Raw genomic sequence first — 18,124 nt, forward strand, 5'->3', positions numbered from 1 at the left:
TCGGACTCGTTTTTCAATGCCATAGTATACGTGCATTTTCAATTACAAGATACACCTTGCCGTTTCAAGTGTTGATGGTAAACTTTCACTTACCGTTTACGGTTATGAAAGAACCTTTCACCGGAGAATTGCGCCTTATCTCTTCTCACGCGGACGGTAGGTTGGTATCTTTCAAGTGTGGAAAAACGCGCATTGAAGCGCGTTTAGGGGAGCGCCTGCGGGCGCAGTACTCAAGAAGGAGGGACACATGGCTAAGTTTGACATCATCGCCGCGACCGGTTGCCCGACCGGCATTGCGCACACCTTCATGGCGAAGGAGGCGCTGGAGAAGGCAGCTGCCGAGCGAGGTCTGACCATTAAGGTCGAGACTCATGGCCAGGTCGGTGTCGAGAACGAGCTCGCCAAGAGCGAGATCGCCGGTGCCAAGGCCGTCGTCGTCGCAGCCGATAAGGATGTCCAGGCTGAGCGTTTCGCCGGTAAGCCCATGGTTTCCGTCGGTGTTTCCAAGGCCCTGTCCGTCGAGGCCGCCGGAAAGCTGATCGACCGCGCGCTCGCCGCCAAGGGCGACGACACGGTTGCCGCTGCCGCCGATGTCGAGGACGAGGTCGAGGAGAAGGAGTCCATCGGTCACGTCATCTACAAGCACCTCATGAACGGCGTCAGCCACATGCTGGTCTTCGTCGTTGCCGGTGGTGTTCTGACCGCCATTTCGTTCCTGTGGGGCATCACGTCCTTTGATTCGACGGCTGCCGACTACAACAGCTTTGCCGCGATGCTCAAGATTATCGGCGGTATCGCCATGAACCTCATGGTTCCGGTGCTCTCCGCCTACATCGCCGAGTCTATCGGCAAGCGCCCGGCGCTCGTCCCCGGTTTCGTCGCCGGTATGATTGCCATCCAGGGTCTGCCCGCTAACGCCGATACTGGCATGATCGACGCTGGAGGCTCGGGTGTGGGCTTTGGCTTCCTGGGCGGCATCGTCGGCGGCTTCCTCGCTGGCTATGTCATCCTGCTGCTCGAGAAGGTTTTCTCTAAAATTCCCGCGAGCCTTAATGGCCTGAAGGCAATCTTCCTTTATCCGCTGTGCTCTACCGCCATCGTCGGCCTAGTCATGCTCGGTATTTCCGGCCCCATGGCTGCCATTAACCAGGGCATGATGGATTTCCTGCAGAGCCTCGGTAACTCCGGTCCGGTGATCCTTGGCCTGGCCATCGGCTGCATGTGCGCATTTGACATGGGCGGCCCGGTCAACAAGGCTGCTTACGCTACTGGCACCTTCCTGCTCGGTACCGCTCTCGAAGCTGGCGTCGGCACCGAGACCTACAACTTCGGCACCAACTTCATGGCTGCCGTCTCCGCCGCTTGCATCGTTCCGCCGCTGATCACCACCTTCGCCGTCGTTGTCGGCAAGAAGTACTTCAGCCAGGAGGATCATGACGCCGGTATCGTCAACCTTATCCTTGGTTGCACCCACATCACCGAGGGCGCCATTCCGTTCATGACCAAGAACATCTGGCCCGTCATGCCCATCATGATGGTCGGTTCTTCCATCGCTTCCATCTTGACCATCTTCTTCAACGTTCACGATCCGGCGCCTCACGGCGGCTTCCTGGTCCTGCCCGTTGTCGAGAACGGCCCGCAGTGGGTCCTCGCGATCCTCATCGGCGCCGTGGTCGGTGGCATCCTGTTCGTGGCCTTCAAGAAGTACGACTTCGAGAAGAATCAGAAGGCCGCTCCTGTAGCCAAGCCGGTTGAGGCTTCCAAGGCCGCTGCCGTTGAGGCCCCTAAGGCCGAGGCTGCCGACTTCGTGAAGGTTGAGAATGTCTTTGTCGCCGAGGACTTCGCTTCTCGTGACGAGGCTCTGAGCTTCGTTTCCAACCAGGCTGTCAAGGCCGGTATCGCCGGCGACGCCGACGCCGTGATGAACGCCTTCCTGGCCCGCGAGGCCGAGGGCACCACGGGCATGATGGAGGGCTTCGCCATCCCGCATGCCAAGTCCGACGCCATTACCGAGGCTGCCGTCATCGTCGTCAAGGACGAGTCTGGCGTGACCGGTTGGGACACCATGGACGGCGCTCCCGTCAACGTGGCCATCGCTCTGCTCATCCCGGGTGCCCAGGCTGGCACCACGCACCTCAAGATCCTGTCCAAGGTCGCCGAGGCGCTCATGGACGAGGACTTCCGTGGCACCGTCAAGGGTTCCACCGACGCCGCCGAGATCGCCAAGACGATCAACGCCCGCCTGGTCTAATCCCACAGTACGCGAATAACATCGCCCCCTGTAACAAAGGCGAGGACTCCACCAGGAGCCCCCGCCTTTTTCTATGCCCTCCCATAAGTTGCGGTGAAATGGGGACTGTTTAAACGATTCAACCCCAAATTCAGTCCCTATTTCACCGCAACTTACAAAAGGGCATAGAGTGGGCTGCCTATCGAGTCTTTGTCGCGAACAAGTCATCAGCCAGAATTCCGTTCGCACGATATTACTTTGGACCGACCGAGTTTCCGCAGTTTGCTCGCCCCGGACCCCGCGCGCGGGGGCCATGAGGTTTATCGCGAGTTCCGCACGAGCCGAAGAGCACTTAATGTGCTCTTCGTGCGAGCAGGACTGTAGAGCAGGAAATCTCATGGCCCCCGCGCGCGGGGTCCGGGGCGAGCAAGCGGACAGAACAGACAACTGTCCAACAATTCGTGCGAAACACAATGAAAAACCGTTTGATGTGAGTTAATATAAACAACGTCGTGAATCTGACTCCTGCCACATGCATGACAGGGGTTAAACACAAAAAAGGAGTCAACTATGGTTTCTGAGAAGGCTACCCTCGTTAATCCTCAGGGTCTGCACATGCGTCCGGCTGGTCTGTTCGCCTCCACCATGGGCAAGTACGCCTGTGACGTGACGGTCGTCACCCCCGAGAAGGAGGTCAACGGCAAGTCCCCGATGGCCCTCATGGCTGCTGGTATCCCCTGCGGCACCGAGGTCGAGGTCAAGTGCGACGGCGCCGACGAGGCCGAGGCTCTGGCTGCTGCCATCGAGCTCATCAAGAGCGGTCTTGGCGAGTAGAACTCAAACGGGTCGCATGTTGAACAATTAAGTTCATACTTGGGGGCGCAGTGACCTGTATCAAGGTAGCTGCGCTCTTTTGTCATGGATATGGCAAAACGCTTTATCACATGGCACGGAGAGAGGAATGGGAATGTATCAGGGAGTCAACGCATCCGAGGGCATCGGAATCGGCACCGTTATGGTCGCCGTCGATCCCGACTTGACGTTTGAGCCGCACGAGGTTGCTGATTCGGCAGCAGAGAAGGAGCGCTATCAGACCGCTCTTTCGGTCTTCTGCGAGAAGACCCAGGCTCAGGCCGACCACATGAAGGAGACGGTGGGCGAGGCCGAGGCCGAGATCATGAGCGGACACATTGTCCTGGCTCAGGATCCGGGCATGACCGACGCCATCAACGCCGCCATTGACGGCGGCACCTGCGCCGAGCAGGCGCTCATGGACACCTCGACCATGTTCGAGAACATGTTCCTGTCCATGGACGATGAGATGTTCCGTCTGCGCGCGGCCGACATCGCCGACATCCGCACCGGTATTCTGGCCGAGCTGCTGGGCAAGGAGGTCGTCGACCTTTCCGTCCTGCCTGAGAACACCGTCGTTGTCGTGCACGACCTCACGCCGTCCATGACCGCCACGATCGATAAGGCGCACGTTGCCGGTATCGTCACCGAGACTGGTGGCCGCACGTCGCACTCCGCAATCATTGCGCGCGCCCTCGAGATCCCTGCTGTCCTTTCGGTTTCCAACAGCTGCACCGCACTGCGCAACGGCATGACCGTTGTCGTCGACGGTGGCAAGGGTATCGTCGAGGCCGATCCCGATGAGGAGACGCTCGCCGCTTACACTGCCAAGGCCGAGGCTTTCGCTGCCGAGAAGGCGGCTCTCGAGGCCTTCCGCGGCAAGCCGTCCGTGACTGCCGACGGCATCAAGAAGATCATTGCCTGCAACATCGGCAACCCCGATGACGTGCCCAACGCGCTCGATCACGACGCCGAGGCTATCGGCCTGTTCCGTTCCGAGTTCCTGTTCATGGACTCTGCTGAGCTTCCTTCCGAGGAGGAGCAGTTCAACGCCTACCGTAAGGTCGCCAGCGCGCTCAAGGGCGCTCCGGTCATCATCCGCACGCTCGATGTGGGTGGCGACAAGGAGATTCCGTACCTGCACATGGTCAAGGAAGAGAACCCCTTCATGGGCTTCCGCGCCGTGCGTTACTGCCTGGCCAACCCCGACCAGTACAAGGTCCAGCTCCGCGCCCTGCTGCGCGCCAGCGCCTTCGGTGACGTCAAGATTATGATCCCGCTCGTCACCTGCGTCGAGGAAGTCTTGGCTGTCAAGGAGCTCGTCGAGCAGTGCAAGACCGAGCTGACCGAAGAGGGTCGCAAGTTCAACGAGAACATCGAGGTCGGCATCATGGTCGAGACGCCTGCAGCCTCGCTGCTCGCTGACCGCCTGGCCGAGGTCGCCGACTTCTTCTCCATCGGCACCAACGACCTGATCGGCTACACCATGTGCGCCGACCGTGGCAACGACACCATCTCCAACCTGTACCAGGTTTACTATCCCGCCGTGCTCCGCTCGCTCAAGAACATCATCGAGAGCGGCGTGAAGGCCGGCATCATGGTCGGTATGTGCGGCGAGGCCGCTGCCGATCCGTTGCTCGAGCCGCTGCTGATCAGCTGGGGCCTGGAGGAGTTCTCGATGAGCGCTCCGTCCATCCTGCGCGCCCGCAAGACCATCAGCCAGTGGACCAAGGCCGAGTGTGACGAGCTCGCCGAGAAGGCGCTCGCCTGCAACACCGCCGCCGAGGTCAAGGCACTGCTCGAGTCTGCTGCTCGCTAATTTGGTATCAGAGGTAACCGCGTGGTTGGAATGGGCCGGCCACGCGGCCCTCACATATACAGGGGGTACTGTAAATGTTCTACACGCTAACCGCTAACCCGGCTGTCGACATGACGGTTTCGAGCTCTCCGCTCGAGCCCGACGAGAACGTCCGCACCGGCTCGGCCAGCTACACGGCTAACGGCAAGGGCCTCGACGTGTCCTTCGCCTTTAAGAAGATGGGCGTCGACACCGTCGCGCTCGGTTTCTTCGCCGGCTTCACGGGCAAGTTCATCGTCGAGGAGGTCATGAACCTGGGTTGCCTCTGCCGCCCGGTCTGGACCGACGGTATCACGCGCATCAACACCTACGTCAACGATGGCCAGCACGAGTACGGCATCCTGAACCCCGGTGCTCCGATCACGCCGCAGCATCAGGAGGAGCTCTACAACATCCTGGACACCGCGGGCGACCTTGAGTGCCTGATCGTCTCCGGCTCCGTGCCTCCCAAAGCTACGCCCGACTTCCTGGCTCAGGTCATGGAGCACGCTCAGGCCCGTGGCGCCGACGTCGTCCTGGACCTGTCCTCCGACAAGCTCAAGGAGCTCGCTCACAAGAAGCCGCTGCTCATTAAGCCGAACCATCACGAGATGAAGGCTATCTTCGGCGTGCCGGTCGACACCGACGACGAGGTCCGCGTTGCCATGAAGCTGGCTCACGAGGCCGGCGTCCAGAACGTGCTGCTCACCCGTGGTAGCCGCGGTGACGCTTACTTCTCCAACGGCGAGGACATCTGGTATGCCAAGCGTGAGTTCAACATCAAGCTTGTCTCTTCCGTCTGCGCCGGCGACTGCACCCTCGCTGCGTTCCTGCACAAGTGGTACAGGGATCGCGACAACGTCGAGGAGGCCATGAAGCTCGCTATGGCCACCGGCGCCAACGTTGCTGAGTCCGTCGGCATCGGCGACTTTGGTCACGTCGACGAGTACAGCAAGCGCGTTGCCGTTCGCAAGCTCGATCGCAAGTAAGCGAAACACGACAAACTCGTGCGCATACGGCGTCCCGGTTTCGACCGGGGCGCCGTTTTTTGTCCCACTCGAACCTCGGAGCCGCGCTTCACGCGTTCCACACCGTTCACCGAGTTGTTGTAGCCTTTTGCCGAAGCGTGGAATATACTTTCATTAACACGTTGCTTCGTGAAAGGAACATTCATGATTTACACGCTTACTGCAAATCCCGCTATTGACTACAACATCTCCTGCGATGGCTTGTCCGCCAACACCGTTACCCGCACCCGTAACGCTGTCTACACCCCCAACGGCAAGGGTCTCAACGTTTCGTTTACGCTCGACCACTACGGCGTCGACACCACGATCCTGGGCTTCTTCGCCGGCTTCTCGGGTGAGTATATCGTTAAGGGCGCCGAGGCCCTGGGCGTGCCCGTCAAGCCCGTGTGGACTGACGGCATCACGCGTGTTAACGTGTTCCTCAACGCCGGTCCCGACACCGAGTACAACATGGTCAACGCCGGTGCCGCCATCAACGAAGCCAACGAGCAGGAGATGTTTGAGCTTATCGATTCGCTCGATGACATGACCTGCCTGGTTATCAGCGGCTCGCTGCCCCCCAACACCTCCGAGAGCTTCCTGGCAGAGGTCCTGCGTCGCGTGAAGGCGAAGGGCGCCGAGTTCGTGCTCGATATCTCGAGCCATCAGCTGGCCGACCTCATTGCTATGGAGCCGTTGCTCATTAAGCCTAACGATGACGAGCTGCTCGACATCTTTGGCATTAAGGTGAGCGGTGGCGACGACGAGTCCGTCAAGGGCGCCATGGCCGAGCTGCACGCCAAGTGCGCTAAGAATGTACTGCTGACGCTCGGCGGCGACGGCGCGTACTTCTCCAACGGCGAGCACATCTGGTTTGCCAACCGCACCTTCGACGTCAAGCTGCTGTCGACCGTCTGCGCGGGCGACTCCTCGCTGGCCGCCTTCCTGTCCGTGTGGCACGACGCCCCCGAGCGCGTCGAGGATGCCCTGCGCCTCTCGATGGCCACCGGCGCCAACGTGGTCGAGTGCCCGGGTCTGGGCGATTTTGCCAAGGTCGATGAGTATCAGAAGGGTATTGCAATCCGTCAGGTTTGCTAGTTCCGGCACCTTGCCTGAATAGTTCAATTATTTCGCATCCGTCTTAGACCAGGACGGATGCGTTTTTGTTTATCGGACTTGCGTGTGCAGTGGAGGCTGTTTCTTGCTAGACTTCTTGCAGACGCAATCGATAGCCAATTTGATAGTCGCAGGAGGCCATAGGCATGTGCAATGTTTCGCTCAACGGTACGCAGCCGACCGATGCCTCTATCCGTGTCCTGCGTGCGCTTGAGGCAGCAGGTCTTGAGGCTTGGTACGTGGGCGGTTGGGTACGTGATGCCCTGATGGGACGCCCCAGCCACGATGTTGACATGTGCTGCAGCGGCCTGTGGCAGGAGTCCAAAGAGGCGCTCGAAGCGGCTGATATTGCCGTGGTTGAGTCGGGCATAAAATTTGGCGGCATCACGGCTATTTGCGATGATGAGCGCATTGAGGTCACCACCTACCGCCTAGACGGCTTTTACACCGACGGCCGCCATCCCCAGAGTGTGGAGCGTGCGGCGTCGCTTGAGGACGATCTGGCGCGTCGTGACTTTACCGTTAACGCTATGGCCTGGCATCCCGAGCGTGGTCTTGTCGACCGCTACGATGGTCAGGGCGACCTAGACCGCAAGCTCATCCGCGCCGTTGGAGATCCCAAGCGTCGTTTTAACGAGGATGCCCTGCGCATGTTGCGCGCGGTGCGTTTTGCCTGCCGTCTGGATTTTATGATCGAGCCTAAGACTGAACAGGCGCTTGCCGAGTGCGCGCCGCTGCTCGATGCCGTGGCGCGCGAGCGCGTGGGCATTGAGCTCGAGGGTATCCTTTCGACCGGCCACGGGGGAGACGCCATGCTGCGCTACCCCGAGCTCATCTGCGCCGCCGTGCCCGAGTTGGCAGCGGGTCGCGGGTTTGATCAGCGCAGCGTCTATCATGCGTTTAACGTTTACGAGCATATCGCCCGTGTGCTGACGGTGGCGGGGGAGTTGGCGCTGTGCGACGGCTTTACACCCTCAATGAGCCTAATGTGGGCGGCGTTTTTGCACGACGTTTCCAAGCCCGATTGCTTTACGGTCGACCATGCGGGCAGCGGCCACTTTTACGGTCACCCCGAGCTCGGGGCCAAGAAGGCGCGCGCCATCATGGATCGCTTGGCGCTTTCGCACGACTTGGTCCGCGACGTGTGCCTGCTCATTAAGTACCACGACAAGCCGCTGCGCCCCGAGCGCTCCTGCTTGCTCAATATGATGCGCTTGCTTTCGGGCGAGGGCGTCGATACGCCGCGCCTGATGGACGAGCTTATGGACCTTAAGCGTGCCGACACGCTGGGCAAGGCGCCGTCGTGCTTCTATTACGTCGAGACGATCGAAGAGATGCGCTCACTCGCCCATGATTTGTTGGAGGCGGGGGAGCCCTATTCGCTCAAGATGCTTGCTATCAACGGCGGCGACTTGATTCGTGCCGGTGTGAAGCCGGGGCCCGAGCTAGGCCAGCTACTCAACGCCGCCCTCGAAGCCGTTATCGAGGACAACATCCCCAACGATCGCGAAACCCTTTTGGTTCATCTCAACTTGAATTAGCTAATTAGTTGACCTGCGCGTTCCATAACCTGTCGACAATTTTTCGGCAATTTGGAATTTCTTCTTGCGCTGATGTTTTTTGTCCCGTAATATATTTCCTCGCAGCACGGCAGTGCAGATGTCATGTGGCCCGTTCGTCTAGCGGTTTAGGACGCCGCCCTCTCAAGGCGGAGATCACCAGTTCGAATCTGGTACGGGCTACCACTTCTTTTCTGCCGAGGCCTATGGCCCGTTCGTCTAGCGGTTTAGGACGTCGCCCTCTCAAGGCGGAGATCACCAGTTCGAATCTGGTACGGGCTACCACGCATCTGATACCCGGTCTTTCCACGGAAGGCCGGGTTTTTTATTATCAAACAACTGTCTGTCATTCCCGTTTGAACAAGAGCTTTGCGTTCTGCTTATGGCCCTTACGGGTACAATAACCAAGATATTTTGACTGTTAGAAGGAGTCTCATGACGGAGTCCTCTCAGCATACGTCCAAGCCCCAGGTCGAGGTTGAGGCCTCGGGCGGCGATGACAATAAGAGCGCACGCCGCGGCGCAATCTTTATCGGCGTTGTGCTGGTGGGTTATATCGTCTATCTGGTGGTAACCGGGCAGATGGGGCAGTTCTGGGCTGCTATGTCGAGCGTCCAGGCGCCCTGGCTCGTTGTCGCGTGTCTTTGCATGTTCATGTATCTGTTCTTTGGCATTGTGGCCTATGCGATCGCCGTCTGGCTCGACCCCAATTCACCCGTCGGCATTCGCGATCTGATCTCGGTCGAGGCGAGTGGCATTTTCTTTGGCAACCTGACGCCCATGATGATGGGCTCTACGCCTGCCCAGATCTACCGCTTGACCAAAGCGGGCCAAAATGTCGGCGAGGCCGGAGCCACGCAATTCACGCGCTTTATCGTGTATCAGTTTGGCCTCGTTGCCTGGGGCGCTATCCTACTGCTTGCTCGCATGCCGTTTTTTGCCGAGCGCTATGGCGACATGACGCTGCTGTGTGTCTTTAGCTTTGGTGGGCACTGCTGCATCTTGCTTGGCATCTTCGCCGTCGCGCTCATGCCTAAGACCGTCACGCGCGTCGCCCATTGCATCATCAATTGGCTTGAGCGCATTGGTGTCTCGGCCACTAAGATCGAGGGATGGCGCACGTTTGTCGATGGCGAGATCTACTCCTTCTCCGAGAAGTTCAAGCTTTCAGCCGGCCACTTTTCGTCCATGCTGCTCACGGTGGTCATCACCATGTTGCAGCTCGCGTTTTTCTACCTCGTGCCGTATTTCCTGATGCTTTCCTTTGGCCACCACGAGGTCGACTTTTTCTCGGTCATGGCCGCGAGCGCCTTTGTCCAGCTGCTGAGCTCTGCGGTCCCCTTGCCCGGTGGAACTGGTGGCGCCGAGGGCGGCTTTGCATTGTTCTTGGGTCATTTCTTTGGGTCGGCATCGACCGCCGGCTATCTGCTGTGGCGCCTCATTACGTTTATCGCGCCGACCATATTGGCTGCGCCCCTGCTGGGCCTTAAGAGCGCCCACAACGAGAGCATCCATGCGCGCTGGGATCGTGTGATGCGCAAGCTCGGCCGTACGCCTCAGACGCCCTCTGCGCCCACTAAGCCGCACCCCATGAATGCTGTTACCGTTGATCCCAAGAAGCACGCTCAGAAGGCTTCTGGGACCGCTAAGCCGGCTCATAAAGCCTATGTGCGACAGACAGGCGACGGTATCCGCGTGTCTCCGTCGGCACTCAATAAGAAGAAGCACCCTAAGTCGCAGTAGGGCAGTCGTGCGTTCTTCATGATGCGGGGCATATTTGTGCTGTATGGGGGATAATCCTCTTACGTAGATTATCTCTCATCTGTTGATGAATGCCCGCATATCGAAGGGACACGTCCATGGACACCAGCAAACCGCGTCTTGATCGCCGCATCGTTCGCAGCCGCAATGCCATCCTTTCCGCTTTCGAGCGCCTGCTCATGGAAAAGCCGCTGGCAGACATTACGGTGAGTGCCATCGCGCGCGAGGCCAATGTCGACCGCAAGACCTTCTACGTGCACTTTGGTACGGTTGATGGCTTGCTCGATGCCATTGCCGTCGATGTGGTGGAGATGATTGTCGACTCGGTCGAGAAAACGCTTGCTTCCATGGACGGTGACACCAACGAGCGCGCCCTGGGCGCGGCGGCGACCTTCTTTAAAACCGTTAACGAGGCGCTGTGCAACAACCTGGTGCTCAATCGTCAGCTGATCGAGAACATTCCGCTCGATGATTTTATGGCTCGTCTTCGTGCGCCGCTCGAGCACGAGATTGCCGAGCGCGATCTGCTGCCCCAAGGTCTCAAGGACGAGATGTTCGACTACTATCTGGCGTTTTTGCTGTCGGGTATTATCGGAATCTATCGCACATGGGCGCTGTCTGACGGCTCGGTTCCTATCGAGCGCGTCTCGGAGGTCGCCAACGACCTGACTCTCAATGGCCTGTCGAGTCTGGAATCTCGCTTGGATTAGGCGCAGGCTTGAGTTCGCGAGGCGCTTGTCGGGGTGCAGCCCGATCGACCAGGCGACGAGCATCCCGCCGAAGCAGTCGATGACCGGGCTCAGGTAGACCTTCTCGCCGCCCGGGAGCCTGAACTCGGTGATGTCGGTGAGCCACAGCAGGTTGGGCTCGTCGGCGTGGAAATTCCTGTTTACGAGGTTCTCCGGCGCCTTGTAGACCTCGCCGGCGTAGGAGCTGTAGCCTGAGGATCCTTAAAAGAAAGTCCAGTTTATCCTTTCCACCCCAATTGGGAATCCTCCGATGCGCCTTCGCACGCTCGCATGACCTCGATACCGTGCGAGCGTGCGAACTCGACGAGCTCTGCGTTGCGGGCGTTTATGGTGCCGAAGGCGGCGGGACACACGATAAGGCGCGCGCAGTGGACGAGGAGCTCTTTGGCGCGGGCTATGGTTCTATCCCCGATCGGCTCGAAGGCGCGCTCGGTCACGCATTCCGCCGCCAGGTCGCGCGCGAGCTCGCAGTCGATGTCCCCTTCGTGCAGAACGCCCGTGTAGAACGCCTTGCCCTGCCGGATGAGCTGGCGAAACACAGCCGACCCCGTACCTGCGCCGGCGATGACGAACGTGTGCGCATCGCCGTGCGGGCGTCCAATTTCCACGCTGCCGAAGCGTTCGTTGAAGGTGCCATGTTGAAGGCCGTAGAGCTCGCCAATCGTCTCGCGCGTGAATATGTCCTCGGGTGCGCCGGCGCGGAAGACCCGGCCGTCCTTCACGCAAATCACCTTGTCGGCGCTTTTCTGCGCGAGCTCGAGTTCGTGGATGGACATGATGACAGCCACATTCCGCGATTTCGCAAGGTGGCGAAGTATTCGCAGCAGGTCGATCTGGTAGCGGATATCGAGATACGACGTGGGCTCGTCGAGCACGAGCACACGCGGATCCTGCGCGATGGCGCGTGCGAGCATGACGCGCTGGCGTTGCCCGTCGCTTATCTGCATGAAGTCGCGCTCGGCGAGCTCTTCCACACGTGCGGTTTTCATGGCCTCGTCGACCCGACTATGGTCGTCGGGCGAGAGTGTGCCCATTCGCCCGGTGTAGGGGTGCCTTCCCGCCTCTACGACATCGCGGCAGGTGAGGAGCTCGGTCCGGGGGCGATCTGTCAGCATAACGGCAAGGTTCCTTGCAAACTCCGCCGTCTTCCATCGGGAAATCTCCCGCCCGTCGAGCTCGACCGCGCCGGCAAGCGGTGCCAGATGGCGTGTGATGGTTTTTAAGATGGTCGACTTGCCCGAGCCGTTCGGCCCGATGAGCGCCACGACGTCGCCCGCGCGAACCTCCAGATCGACGCCTCCGACTACGACCTTCTTGTCGTAGCCCGCCGACAGGTCGCTTATGTGGAAAAGCGGCGCTCCGTCAGCCTGCGTTTCGACCGTAGTTTCGAGGTTCGGCTCCGCTCGGAAGAGGCGTTCCGCGCGCAGTTCCGCACGAGCCGAAAGTGCCTTCTGGCGCTTTCGTGCGAGCTCAGGACTGTCTAAGCATGGAATGTCCCCTCCGAGCGTTTTGGGCCGCGGCACGAATTCCCCCATCTACCTCACCCGCTTCTTCAACATGAGCGCGATAACCACCGGAGCGCCGAAGATGGCGGTGACGGCGCTGATGGAAAGCTCGACGGGAGAGAACAGCGTGCGCGCGATCAAATCGCAGCCCGCGCAGAAGATGGCGCCTCCCAAGAAGCACGCAGGAATCACGCGGATGGGCTTCGACGACTTTAGCGCCGACTTCACGAGATGCGGAACCGCGATGCCTACGAACGACACCGGACCAGCGAACGCGGTCACGCAGGCGGAGAGCATGCTCGCTAGAAGGACGAGCACCACGCGGAAGCGTTCGACGTTCACGCCGACGCTTTTCGCGTAGGCTTCTCCCAGCTGGAAGGCGGAAAGGGGCTTCGATATCGCGAATACGCATGCGCTCACGGTGATCACCACGACCGCGATGACCGCGATGTCGTCCCAGCTCGAACCCGAGAAGCTACCCAAAGACCAGTTGTGCAGGTTCACGATGGACTGGTCGTCGGCGAAGGCGATGAGGAAGTTCGTCGCCGCCGAGCAGATGTATCCCACCATGACGCCCGCCACGATGAGCATGGCCATGGAACTTATGCGCCGTGCGATGAGGAGCACGAAGCCGATGGTGATAAGCGAGCCCAGAAACGCTGCGGCCACCATGGCCGGCGAGGACATGGCCTGGTTCGCGCCTAGAAGTACGATCATCGTAAGCGCGACGACGAACTTTGCGCCCGAGGAGACGCCCAAGATGAACGGGTCGGCGATGGGGTTGTTGAAAAACGTCTGCAGCAGGAACCCGGAAAGCGAAAGTGCCCCGCCGAGAAGCACGGCTGAAAGCACGCGCGGCAGGCGAATCTCCCAGATGACCTGGCTTTCCATGGAATTGGCCGCGCCGCCCGAAAGGATGCCGGGGATGTGGTCTGCGGGCACGAGCACGCTCCCGATGCACAGGTTGGCCCCGACGAGCACGATGAGGGCAACAGCGAGCAGCGCCGTCACGACGCGACACCGCGCGGCGCGCCCCGATTCGTCGTATGCCATGGAAAGCCGGCTTCTCATGGCGCTAACCGAGCTTCCTCAGATAATGGAAGTCGCTCGCGTCATCGCCGGTGAACGCCCCGTGCAGCTCGTCGATAATGTCGGCGGTAGAAGTCATCTGCTGGTACATGTCGGCGCTTGTGACCCAGACGTTGCCGTTCTTCACGGCTTTGAACTGCGACAATAGCGCGTTTTTGCCTACGAAGTCGTTCAAGGTGGCAACCGATTCGTCGATGGTGCCGTTGTAGACGATGATGTCGGCATCCTTCGCCGTCGCGTAGAAGCGCTCCATTTCGAGCGTTACTGACGAACCTGACGTCGACGCCGTCTGCGCGTCATCGAGCGCATAGCTGCCGCCTGCAAGCTCGATCATCTGCGCCACGTAGTCGCCCGCCCGCCGCGTGACGGCGGCCCCGTTCGAGTTAATGTAGAAATACGCCACGGTTTTACCTGACGACGCGAGCCCCGACGTTTGCTCGACGCGGGCCTTCTGCTCGTTGAACAGGTGCGCGGCCTCGTCTTCCTTGTCGAACAGGACGCCGAAAAGCTTAATCCACTCGACGCGCCCGAGTGCTTCGGGCTCGCTCGACGACTGTTCGGTGAGCACGACGAGCCCGAGCTTCTGCAGCTTTTCCTTCACATCGGGCGTGTGGTTGATCATGGTGTTCTCGATGGCAAGCGTACAGCCCGAGGCCGATATTCGCTCGTAGTCGGGCGCGCTGTACTTGCCGCCGTAGGCGATCGCCCCACTTTCGAGTGCGCTTTTGAAGCCCACGACCGAGCAGTCGTCGGCCTTCGTGCCCGACATGATGATATTGTCGTTCGCATCGAGCGCGTCGACCAGGCACATCGTCGCCGACGACACGAGGTACACCTTGTCGGCGGGGCGCCTTATGACCGCGATGTCGGAGCTCAACCCATCAGGTACCTTCGCATCTTGCGGCACCACGAGGAAACGCTCCCCATTCGAAACGCAGATAAGCCGCAGACCGCCTTCGAACTCGTCGACAGTGAAGTGCTCGGCGTATTCAAGCTGAAGCGCCCCCGTCGGCTCCCAGCCGCAGCCCAAATCGGCGTTGTGGAAGTCGGCCGCGGCGCTTGAAGCCGTTCCCGCAGGGGAGCCGCCGCTTGCATCGTCGCCCGATTTCTCCTTCATGGTGGATGAGTCGAAGTGGAGCGTGTAGTCGATGGTGTGCGGCGTCGACATGGCGACGGTCTCGGCCGACACGGCGATGTCCTCGTCGAGCGTGACGGGTATCTCGAACGTGGAGTTGCCGCCGTCGTTTACGGGCGCGTAGTCCACGCCGTCGACGGTCATCTTGTCGTAGTTCGAACTCGACCAGGTGATGGTCGCGGTGTAGGTGTCGCCATCCTTCACAATTGTGGTGGGTGAGGCGATGCTTGCGCGCCCTGACCCGCCGGAAAGCGAGACGCTCACCGTGTATTCCTGAGAGCCCGCCGTGCCACCGGTCGCGTTCGGGCTCGCACTGCACCCCGCGAAGGGAAGCGCGAGCAGGGCGACGAGAACGCAGGCGATCGCGCGCGCCGCGATGCTGTGGAGCTTCCTGTTTTCCCCCTTGGGAAGAATCGACCGCATGGCGTTACTTCAGTGCGTCGGCGCGCAGATCGACGCCGGCGGATTCGAACACAAGTGTGCGGTCGTACCACTGCTCTTTTCTAATACTCCACGCGGCACAGGCGGTGTCCTCGTCGAGCGCATCAACGGGCACGTCGTAGGTGTACTTGCCTTCCGCGTTTTCCACATAGGGGATGAAGTCGGCCTCGCTTGCGGCGGCAGCCTCGTCGCCCGTGCCCATGAAGAGCTTGCCGTAGCCCGTGCCGGAAAGCGTCATCACGCAGTGCATGGAGCCGTTTTCCACGATGAGCTGGGCGTCCACAATCCTGAACATGTTCGAGCTGGAATCTACGGTGATCGGATAGGTGCCGTCAGCCACCTTGTCGGCGGTAATGGGGGCAGCGCTTGCGCCCTCGGGCGCATCGGCCGCCTGTTCGGTCTTTTCCTGGGAATCGGCATCGCTTGCCTTTGCGCTGCCGCTTGAATTTCCGCCGCAGCCGGCGAGCGAGAACGCGAAAAGCGCCGCCGACAGGGCGAAGACGAGGGTTTTCTTCAACATGGAGGGGTTCCTTTCAATCGCTTCGACCGCCCGCGCCGTGCGGTGGGCGGGCGGGATGCGAATGCAACGGGCATGCGTCGTCAGTCGGGGAAAGGCGCATGCCCGTTGCACGGGGACGCGACCGGTGCCCCCGTGCGCGGCGAGTTTACAGCTTGGCGATGGCGTCGTCCACGTGCGAGACGTAGATGTCGTCGACCGCGACGTTCTGTCCCAGACCCTGGAGCAGGCACGTCACTTCGAAGCCGGCGGCCACGAACTTCGCAGCCCAGCTGTCGGGGTCGGTCTCGTCTGCCATGTCGTTGTTCGCGTGGTCGCCCGCGACCACCATGAACGGCGCGAGCACGGCCTTCTTGTAGCCTGCGGCGCTCGCGGCGGCGATAACATCCTCGCAGGTCGGTTCAGCCTCGACGGTGCCGACGAAGAACTGCGTCAAGCCCTCGTTCTTGAACACTTCCTGCATCTTGGCATAGTCGGCGTTGGAATCGGCTTCGGTGCCGTGGCCCATGAGGCACAGCGCCGTCTTGCCGTCGTCGAAGGACGCCATGTTCTCCTTAATGGCTGCGGCCACCTTCTTGTAGTCGTCGTCGGAGGTGAGCAACGGGTCGCCGAGCGAGATCTTGTCGAACTTGTCGGCGTACTTGTCGAGCTCGTCTTTCACGTCGGTGTATTCCAGGCCGCCCATGAGATGCGTCGGCTGCACGACGATTTCCTTCACGCCGTCTTTCACGCAGCGGTCGAGCGCCTCGGTCATGTTGTCGATCGTGATGCCGTCGCGCTTCTTCAGCTTGTCGATGATGATCTGCGCGGTGAAGGCGCGGCGGATGTCGTAGTCCTGCCAGTACTTCTCGCGGATAGCGTCTTCGATGGCGCCGATGGTGATGTGGCGCGAGTCGTTGTAGCTCGTGCCGAAGCTCGTGACGAGGATGACCGGCTTCACGGCCTTCTCCTTTTCGCTCGATTTCTCGGAACTTGCGGAGGTGCTGGAGCAGCCCGCGAGCGTTATTCCGGCGAGCGCGACGGCTCCGGTTGCTGCGGCGCCCATGAAGCTGCGGCGTGACATCTGGTCGGACATGGTTTTTCCTTTCCTCGGTTTGCCGGTCCCCCGGCGACAGTTGCTTGTCGGCACAAGCGAAAGAAAAGCGCACCCCTCGGGGTTCACAAGGAGCTAACGCCACGGCGATGCCGTGAGGAAAAGGCGAAGCAGTCTGGCTTGGGGCGCGAGGCGGTTCGCCCGCGCGTCCTATACAGTAATGTCCCTTGCCCAGGATTCCCACCTGGTTCCCTCCGCAAGCCAGCGCGGGCTGTGCGGACGCCGCGCCGGTCATTTCCTTTTATCCGATTGTCATATGCTCGTTGCCGAATCTTTTACTATGATAGTGGGCACTTGTGAACGTGTCAAAGCCAGGGCGGGCGGCATTGCGCCTCCTGCCTGCGTATTTGCGCCGATTGCCGCTTCGGGCGCCGTGTTTTGCCCGCTGCGCGAATGGCGGCGTAAACGGTTGCGATGAGAAACGGGAAGGGAAGGCTCGGATGATTCATATCGTTGGCGCAGGCTCGGGCGCCGCCGACCTTATCACGCTGCGCGGGGCGCGCCTTCTGCGCGCGGCCGACGTAGTCGTTTGGGCGGGAAGCCTTGTGAATCCCGAGCTGCTCGCCGAGTGCAAGGAATCCTGCGTCGTCTACGACAGCGCGCACATGACCTTGGAGGAAGTGCTCGACGTGATGTGCGCGGCAGATGCGCGGGGCGAGGAAGTGGTGCGCCTGCACACGGGCGACCCGTGCCTGTACGGCGCCATCCAGGAGCAGATGGACGCGCTCGACGCGCGCGGCGTGGACTACGAGGTGGTGCCCGGCGTGTCGAGCTTTTGCGGTGCCGCGGCGGCGCTTCGCCAGGAATACACGCTGCCGGGAATCAGCCAGTCGGTCGTGATCACGCGGCTTTCCGGACGTACCCCCATGCCCGCGGGCGAGGGCATGCGCACCATGGCGGAAAGCGGCTCGACTATGGTCATCTTCCTGAGCTCGGGTATGCTCGCCGAGCTTTCCGCCGAGCTTTTGGGCGCGGGCCGCAGCTCCGACGAGCCGGCGGCGCTCGTGTACAAGGCGACCTGGCCTGAGGAGCGCGTGGTGCGCTGCACAGTGGGCACGCTCGCCGATGCGGGCGCGCGAGAGGGCATCGACCGCACGGCGCTCGTGGTGGTGGGCCGCGTGCTCGGAGCTCGTGGCGGGCTTGCGCACATCGGCGCGCAAGCGGAGTCGTACGAGCGCAGCAAGCTTTACGACCCTTCGTTTGCCACAGGGTATCGAAAGGCGAGCAGCTAGC

Annotated in this window: 14 protein-coding genes, 2 tRNA genes and 1 pseudogene; 11 read left to right on the forward strand and 6 right to left on the reverse strand. The window is 60.7% G+C overall.

Annotated elements, in window-relative coordinates:
• The first annotated feature begins 247 nt into the window (after positions 1–247).
• The 10 genes from DW821_RS02450 (at position 248) to DW821_RS02495 (ending at position 11,072) form a co-directional block, all read left to right on the forward strand.
• Positions 248–2,251 (forward strand): fructose-specific PTS transporter subunit EIIC, encoded by a 2,004-nt coding sequence (locus DW821_RS02450; RefSeq protein ID WP_118065375.1) that lies wholly within the window; start codon positions 248–250, stop codon positions 2,249–2,251.
• A gap of 549 nt (positions 2,252–2,800) precedes the next feature.
• Positions 2,801–3,064, forward strand: a complete 264-nt coding sequence (locus DW821_RS02455) for an HPr family phosphocarrier protein (protein WP_022094575.1) — start codon at positions 2,801–2,803, stop codon at positions 3,062–3,064.
• 133 nt (positions 3,065–3,197) lie between these two features.
• Positions 3,198–4,901, forward strand: a complete 1,704-nt coding sequence (ptsP, locus tag DW821_RS02460) for a phosphoenolpyruvate--protein phosphotransferase (RefSeq protein ID WP_055250441.1) — start codon at positions 3,198–3,200, stop codon at positions 4,899–4,901.
• A gap of 74 nt (positions 4,902–4,975) precedes the next feature.
• Complete coding sequence (locus DW821_RS02465; RefSeq protein WP_055250439.1) at positions 4,976–5,908, forward strand: 1-phosphofructokinase family hexose kinase; 933 nt, start codon at positions 4,976–4,978, stop codon at positions 5,906–5,908.
• 183 nt (positions 5,909–6,091) lie between these two features.
• Entirely contained in the window at positions 6,092–7,024 is a 933-nt protein-coding gene (locus tag DW821_RS02470) for a 1-phosphofructokinase family hexose kinase (RefSeq protein ID WP_117637712.1), read from the forward strand.
• Between the two features lie 164 nt (positions 7,025–7,188).
• Complete coding sequence (locus tag DW821_RS02475) at positions 7,189–8,583, forward strand: CCA tRNA nucleotidyltransferase (RefSeq protein ID WP_118065377.1); 1,395 nt, start codon at positions 7,189–7,191, stop codon at positions 8,581–8,583.
• A 127-nt stretch (positions 8,584–8,710) separates the two neighbouring features.
• Positions 8,711–8,787: transfer RNA gene (locus DW821_RS02480), tRNA-Glu, on the forward strand.
• A 22-nt stretch (positions 8,788–8,809) separates the two neighbouring features.
• Positions 8,810–8,886: transfer RNA gene (locus DW821_RS02485), tRNA-Glu, on the forward strand.
• Between the two features lie 150 nt (positions 8,887–9,036).
• Entirely contained in the window at positions 9,037–10,344 is a 1,308-nt protein-coding gene (locus DW821_RS02490; RefSeq protein ID WP_118065379.1) for a lysylphosphatidylglycerol synthase transmembrane domain-containing protein, read from the forward strand.
• 116 nt (positions 10,345–10,460) lie between these two features.
• Positions 10,461–11,072 (forward strand): TetR/AcrR family transcriptional regulator, encoded by a 612-nt coding sequence (locus DW821_RS02495; protein WP_158556488.1) that lies wholly within the window; start codon positions 10,461–10,463, stop codon positions 11,070–11,072.
• Between the two features lie 3 nt (positions 11,073–11,075).
• On the opposite strand, the pseudogene DW821_RS10280 reads toward DW821_RS02495, so the two are convergent.
• The 6 genes and pseudogenes from DW821_RS10280 to DW821_RS02525 all read right to left on the reverse strand — a co-directional run.
• Positions 11,076–11,300: pseudogene (locus DW821_RS10280) on the reverse strand (DDE-type integrase/transposase/recombinase); the annotation flags it as partial.
• Positions 11,301–11,329: 29 nt separating this feature from the next.
• Positions 11,330–12,646 carry an ABC transporter ATP-binding protein gene (locus DW821_RS02505; protein WP_117637716.1) on the reverse strand — a complete coding sequence of 439 codons (1,317 nt, stop codon included), beginning with the start codon at positions 12,644–12,646 and terminating at the stop codon, positions 11,330–11,332.
• The gene (locus tag DW821_RS02510) at positions 12,647–13,669 is read right to left on the reverse strand and encodes an iron ABC transporter permease (protein WP_117637717.1); all 1,023 of its coding nucleotides are present in this window, start codon (positions 13,667–13,669) and stop codon (positions 12,647–12,649) included.
• 22 nt (positions 13,670–13,691) lie between these two features.
• Entirely contained in the window at positions 13,692–15,263 is a 1,572-nt protein-coding gene (locus DW821_RS02515) for an ABC transporter substrate-binding protein (protein ID WP_117637718.1), read from the reverse strand.
• Between the two features lie 4 nt (positions 15,264–15,267).
• Positions 15,268–15,801, reverse strand: coding sequence for a hypothetical protein (locus tag DW821_RS02520; RefSeq protein WP_117637719.1), 534 nt, complete (start codon positions 15,799–15,801; stop codon positions 15,268–15,270).
• A 145-nt stretch (positions 15,802–15,946) separates the two neighbouring features.
• Positions 15,947–16,873 (reverse strand): sirohydrochlorin cobaltochelatase, encoded by a 927-nt coding sequence (locus DW821_RS02525; protein WP_117639389.1) that lies wholly within the window; start codon positions 16,871–16,873, stop codon positions 15,947–15,949.
• 458 nt (positions 16,874–17,331) lie between these two features.
• Between DW821_RS02525 and cobM the strand changes: the two genes are divergently transcribed.
• Positions 17,332–18,123: a precorrin-4 C(11)-methyltransferase gene (gene cobM / locus DW821_RS02530; protein ID WP_118065381.1), complete on the forward strand. Its 792-nt coding sequence runs from the start codon at positions 17,332–17,334 to the stop codon at positions 18,121–18,123.
• Position 18,124 lies beyond the last annotated feature (1 nt).

It is taken from the genome of Collinsella sp. AM33-4BH (assembly GCF_003469205.1).
Classification (GTDB): domain Bacteria; phylum Actinomycetota; class Coriobacteriia; order Coriobacteriales; family Coriobacteriaceae; genus Collinsella.

Excerpts from the sequence above, each read along its gene's own strand:
- DW821_RS02465 (WP_055250439.1), top strand. The coding sequence starts at position 4,976 with ATGTTCTACACGCTAACCGCTAACCCGGCTGTCGACATGACGGTTTCG.
- DW821_RS02455 (WP_022094575.1), top strand. The coding sequence starts at position 2,801 with ATGGTTTCTGAGAAGGCTACCCTCGTTAATCCTCAGGGTCTGCACATG.
- DW821_RS02520 (WP_117637719.1), bottom strand. The coding sequence starts at position 15,801 with ATGTTGAAGAAAACCCTCGTCTTCGCCCTGTCGGCGGCGCTTTTCGCG.
- DW821_RS02510 (WP_117637717.1), bottom strand. The coding sequence starts at position 13,669 with ATGGCATACGACGAATCGGGGCGCGCCGCGCGGTGTCGCGTCGTGACG.
- DW821_RS02525 (WP_117639389.1), bottom strand. The coding sequence starts at position 16,873 with ATGTCCGACCAGATGTCACGCCGCAGCTTCATGGGCGCCGCAGCAACC.
- DW821_RS02505 (WP_117637716.1), bottom strand. The coding sequence starts at position 12,646 with ATGGGGGAATTCGTGCCGCGGCCCAAAACGCTCGGAGGGGACATTCCA.
- DW821_RS02475 (WP_118065377.1), top strand. The coding sequence starts at position 7,189 with ATGTGCAATGTTTCGCTCAACGGTACGCAGCCGACCGATGCCTCTATC.
- DW821_RS02450 (WP_118065375.1), top strand. The coding sequence starts at position 248 with ATGGCTAAGTTTGACATCATCGCCGCGACCGGTTGCCCGACCGGCATT.
- DW821_RS02470 (WP_117637712.1), top strand. The coding sequence starts at position 6,092 with ATGATTTACACGCTTACTGCAAATCCCGCTATTGACTACAACATCTCC.
- DW821_RS02490 (WP_118065379.1), top strand. The coding sequence starts at position 9,037 with ATGACGGAGTCCTCTCAGCATACGTCCAAGCCCCAGGTCGAGGTTGAG.
- ptsP (WP_055250441.1), top strand. The coding sequence starts at position 3,198 with ATGTATCAGGGAGTCAACGCATCCGAGGGCATCGGAATCGGCACCGTT.
- cobM (WP_118065381.1), top strand. The coding sequence starts at position 17,332 with ATGATTCATATCGTTGGCGCAGGCTCGGGCGCCGCCGACCTTATCACG.
- DW821_RS02515 (WP_117637718.1), bottom strand. The coding sequence starts at position 15,263 with ATGCGGTCGATTCTTCCCAAGGGGGAAAACAGGAAGCTCCACAGCATC.
- DW821_RS02495 (WP_158556488.1), top strand. The coding sequence starts at position 10,461 with ATGGACACCAGCAAACCGCGTCTTGATCGCCGCATCGTTCGCAGCCGC.